The sequence below is a fragment of the Pseudoalteromonas sp. AOP7-A1-14 genome, assembly GCF_052376275.1.
In the GTDB taxonomy this organism is placed as follows: domain Bacteria; phylum Pseudomonadota; class Gammaproteobacteria; order Enterobacterales; family Alteromonadaceae; genus Pseudoalteromonas.
Map to the genome: position 1 here is coordinate 1 of NZ_JBQSVO010000176.1, position 4,134 is coordinate 4,134.

Sequence of the window (4,134 nt, forward strand, 5' to 3'; positions counted from 1 at the left end):
AGCTGTTTAAGCTCAGGTTTTTAGTTTATTAAGCTCATTACTTTGTTGGTCAACTAGTTGATTCAAGGTGTGGCAGTGATTACCCGCTTGCTGCGCCGATTGTTTTTGATACGTTCACCATAAGCCGCTGCATTGCAGTGATATTTTCTTCAACCTCAGCAGCAATTAACTTTTCAGACTGTTTACTTAGTGGCTCATACTTGATGAAAGCGGCTGCCACTACGCGATACTGGGTAAAATTAAAACAGTCGTAAAAATGCGACCAAAAGTAAACCTAGAAAGCTTTTTTGCTAACACCAACTGCCGCATTTACGTACACCTAATGCCATCGCCGTTTTGTTAAAGAATGGCCTGTTTGAGTTTATTTAGTCTTATTAAAACTATAAAAAGTATAATTAATTTATAGTTTTGGGGTTCCTCATCTTTAAATTATTTATACTGTGGCGTATTTTTGTGGGCAGCTAAATACCCCGTGGCGATCGCTGCTAAAAACAATAAAATAGCGCTGGCAATTAAGCACGCTGTTAACCCATATAACTGAAATATCCCCCCAGAGAGTACCGTGCCTAATAGTCTTCCTGAGGCATTCGCCATATAATAAAAGCCTACATCCAGTGACACTCCATCTTTATCTGCAAAACTGACAATTAAATAACTATGCAGTGACGAATTAATTGCAAAAATAGCACCAAAAACGCCCAGTCCAATCAATAAAATCACTTTAAAATGCCAGTCAAATACCGCACTTAAAGCAAGAAATACAGTAAATATACATAAAATAATCACCCATTTTTGCGCTTCACCCATCGCCACCGATAACAACTTATTATTAACGGTAATACGTGGAGCTTGGGTTTGAATGATGCCATAACCAATAACCCAAAGAGCCAGAAATCCACTCACCCACCAGTGATTCCAATTGAGCTCTGCAGCCAGGTAAATAGGTAATGCAACAACAAACCATACATCGCGGGCAGCAAATAAACACATTCTGGCAAGGCTTAATAAATTGATTGCTTTTGACTTAGAAAACAGTTGCGTAAACTTTGGTTTGTTTTTAGCTTTGCCGATATCACCTTTTAATTTTATTAGACTCAAGATCCATACTGCGCTCAATAAGGTAATTAAACACAGTAGCGCTCCTGTAAAGCCAAATAACGTAAGCAGTAGTCCACCTAAAAAGAAACCAACGCCTTTGAGTGCATTTTTAGAACCAGTTAATAAGGCTATCCACTTATATAATGTTGATTCGCCTTCTTCACTTTGTGGTACTAACGATTTAATTGCGCTCTTAGCACTCATTTTGTTCAAGTCTTTAGCGATACCACTGAGCGCTTGCGCTACCATGACATAAACAATACTTAACCACTCAGTAGGCACGCACAACATGAGTAACGCGACTATTTGTATAAATAATCCGATATTCATGGTTTTATTAAGACCTAAAATAGCCCCAAACCAACCGCCTACAAGGTTGGTAATAACGCCAAAAATCTCATAAAATAGAAACAACATGGCTATTGCCAGTGCACCATAACCTAGCTGATGAAAATACAACACCACCAGCATTCTTAACGCGCCGTCGGTGAGGGTAAAAGCCCAATAATTACCGGTAATTATTAGATACTGTTTTATCGGTTGAGATAGCTGGTTTAGCATCGTTATTTTATGCTCCTTTTATATCACTTAAACCAACCTTCAACATTAGCTCAGCAGTGCGATTGGCATATCCCCACTCGTTATCATACCAAGCATATATTTTTAGCTGAGTGTCATTAATAACCATGGTAGAAAGCGCATCAATAGTACAGCTGCGCGGATCTGTTTTATAATCTATGGATACCAACGGCTTTTCTTCATAGCCTAATACACCTTTAAGGTTGCCTCGTGCAGTCTCACTAAACCAAGTGTTAACCTCACTTTCGGTTACTTTACGTTCAAGCTCAAACACACAGTCAGTAATTGATGCGTTGGTTAATGGTACACGTATCGCATGGCCGTTTAACTTGCCTTTAAGTTCAGGGAATATATGGGTAATTGCCGTTGCACTACCGGTGGTAGTTGGGATCAAACTGCTACCGCAAGCACGTGCTCGGCGTAAATCTTTATGTGGGGCATCTATAATCGTTTGAGTATTGGTAATGTCATGGATCGTAGTTATTGAACCATGCTTTATACCCACCTTTTCTTGTAATACTTTAACTATAGGTGCTAAGCAATTAGTGGTACATGACGCTGCGGTTACTATTTTATGCAGCTCAGGCTCATAAAGATGATCGTTCACTCCCATAACTACATTAAGCACACCACTTTCTTTAACAGGCGCGGTCACCACCACACGTTTAACACCTTGATCTAAATACTGTTGTAGTAACTCAGTCGTTTTCATTTTACCACTGGCTTCAATTACTACATCGCAATCTGACCAATCAGTTTCATTAATATGCTTATTATTGCTGAGCGTTATTGCATGATTTGCGACGCGGATCACTTGGCCATTGACTAACACCGGCTCAGCTAAACGACCATGTACTGAATCAAATTCTAATAAGTGAGCATGAGTTTGGGCATCTCCCGCCACATCATTTATTTTTATAAACTCAACCTCAGGCCAATTAAGTGCTGCTCTTAATGTTAAGCGCCCCATGCGGCCAAAGCCATTTATACCTACTTTAATTGTCATTTTATTTTTCCTTAATTATTTCATAGTTATAACTACAGAGTTGAAGACTACTTAACTTCAGCGTCAAACCAATGGCTTGTTTTATTAGCAAACCATACCAAACTTAACATCACTGGCACTTCTACAAGCACGCCCACAACTGTTGCTAATGCAGCACCGGAGTGAAGCCCAAACAGTGAAATAGCCACCGCCACCGCAAGTTCAAAGAAGTTAGAAGTACTTATCATGCAAGCCGGCGCTGCTATGTTGTAAGGCAACTTCAGTATTTTTGCACCCACATAAGCAATAGCAAAAATACCGTACGTTTGAATGAGTAACGGAATAGCAATTAAACCAATAACCAGAGGCTCGTTTACAATAGTCGGTGCTTGAAAACCAAATAACAACGTAACAGTGCCCAGTAAACCTACTACCGACCAAGGTTTAGCTTTACTTAAAAAAGAATTAACTCGGTTTTCATTATCTTGCTTTTGTAGCTTTTTACGAGTTAACACTCCTGCAACCAAAGGCAGTAAAACATATAACCCCACTGAAATAAGGAGCGTTTGCCAAGGAATAGTAATATCACTTACACCCAGTAAAAATGCCGTAATAGGTGCAAAAGCAAAAATCATAATAATGTCATTCACCGATACCTGAACAAGCGTATAGTTAGCGTCACCTTTAGTTAATTGGCTCCAAATAAATACCATTGCAGTACAAGGGGCAACGCCTAACAAAATCATTCCTGCGATATATTCGTTAGCCGTTTGAGGGTCAACCATTGAGGCAAAAAAGATTTTAAAAAATAACCACCCCAATGCCGCCATACTAAATGGCTTGATCAGCCAATTAATAACAAGCGTTAAAATAAGCCCTTTAGGTTTTTTTCCAATATCTTTTATTGATGCAAAATCAATTTGCACCATCATCGGATAAATCATCACCCAAATAAGTACTGCAACAACTAAGTTTACATGGGCAACTTCAAACTGAGCCACAACAGCAAAAAGCTCAGGAAAAATATTGCCCAGTACCACACCTATAAAAATGCATAATGCTACCCAAATAGATAGGTAACGCTCAAAAATGCCCATAATAACTCTCCCTTAGTTGCGGCGTTCTCCAATTTAGGTGTTAATAGAGCCTTCACAACAAATTGTTGCTCTAGTTGGTCTATCGCCCATTTCATTCAATAAAGTTATGCTGTCATTTAAAAAGTCGTTATTATTAAGTGCTGTCTTTTCAATAACCTCAGTCGCCCATCGTGGTAAAGCATCGTTTAAACGATAAAACACCCATTGCCCTTGGCGCCTATCAGTTAGTAACTCACAATTTCTAAGCTGAGCTAAATGGCGAGACACCTTCGGTTGACTCAGTGATAGCGCAGCAACCAACTCGCAAACGCAAAGCTCTTGTTCTTGAAGTACCAGTAAAAGTGTTTTTAAGCGCGTTTCATCGGCTAAACATTC

At 39.3% G+C, this 4,134-nt stretch carries 5 protein-coding genes; all 5 read right to left on the bottom strand.

Annotated features, from left to right (window positions below; translation table 11 throughout):
* Window positions 1–79: 79 nt before the first annotated feature.
* A complete protein-coding gene (locus tag ACT3RM_RS17020; RefSeq protein WP_441835201.1) occupies window positions 80–220 on the bottom strand; it encodes a hypothetical protein in 141 nt (46 codons plus the stop codon).
* 209 nt (window positions 221–429) lie between these two features.
* Window positions 430–1,659: an organoarsenical effux MFS transporter ArsJ gene (gene arsJ, locus ACT3RM_RS17025; protein WP_441995354.1), complete on the bottom strand. Its 1,230-nt coding sequence runs from the start codon at window positions 1,657–1,659 to the stop codon at window positions 430–432.
* Window positions 1,660–1,666: 7 nt separating this feature from the next.
* A complete protein-coding gene (locus ACT3RM_RS17030) occupies window positions 1,667–2,683 on the bottom strand; it encodes an ArsJ-associated glyceraldehyde-3-phosphate dehydrogenase (protein ID WP_441835199.1) in 1,017 nt (338 codons plus the stop codon).
* Window positions 2,684–2,730: 47 nt separating this feature from the next.
* Complete coding sequence (gene arsB / locus ACT3RM_RS17035) at window positions 2,731–3,759, bottom strand: ACR3 family arsenite efflux transporter (protein WP_441995355.1); 1,029 nt, start codon at window positions 3,757–3,759, stop codon at window positions 2,731–2,733.
* A 33-nt stretch (window positions 3,760–3,792) separates the two neighbouring features.
* Window positions 3,793–4,134, bottom strand: a 342-nt coding sequence (locus ACT3RM_RS17040) for a metalloregulator ArsR/SmtB family transcription factor (RefSeq protein ID WP_444511454.1), incomplete at its 5' end; no start/stop codon positions are given.

Bases quoted from the DNA above. Each gene is read 5' to 3' on its own strand.
- arsJ (WP_441995354.1), bottom strand. From the start codon at position 1,659: ATGCTAAACCAGCTATCTCAACCGATAAAACAGTATCTAATAATTACC.
- ACT3RM_RS17030 (WP_441835199.1), bottom strand. From the start codon at position 2,683: ATGACAATTAAAGTAGGTATAAATGGCTTTGGCCGCATGGGGCGCTTA.
- arsB (WP_441995355.1), bottom strand. From the start codon at position 3,759: ATGGGCATTTTTGAGCGTTACCTATCTATTTGGGTAGCATTATGCATT.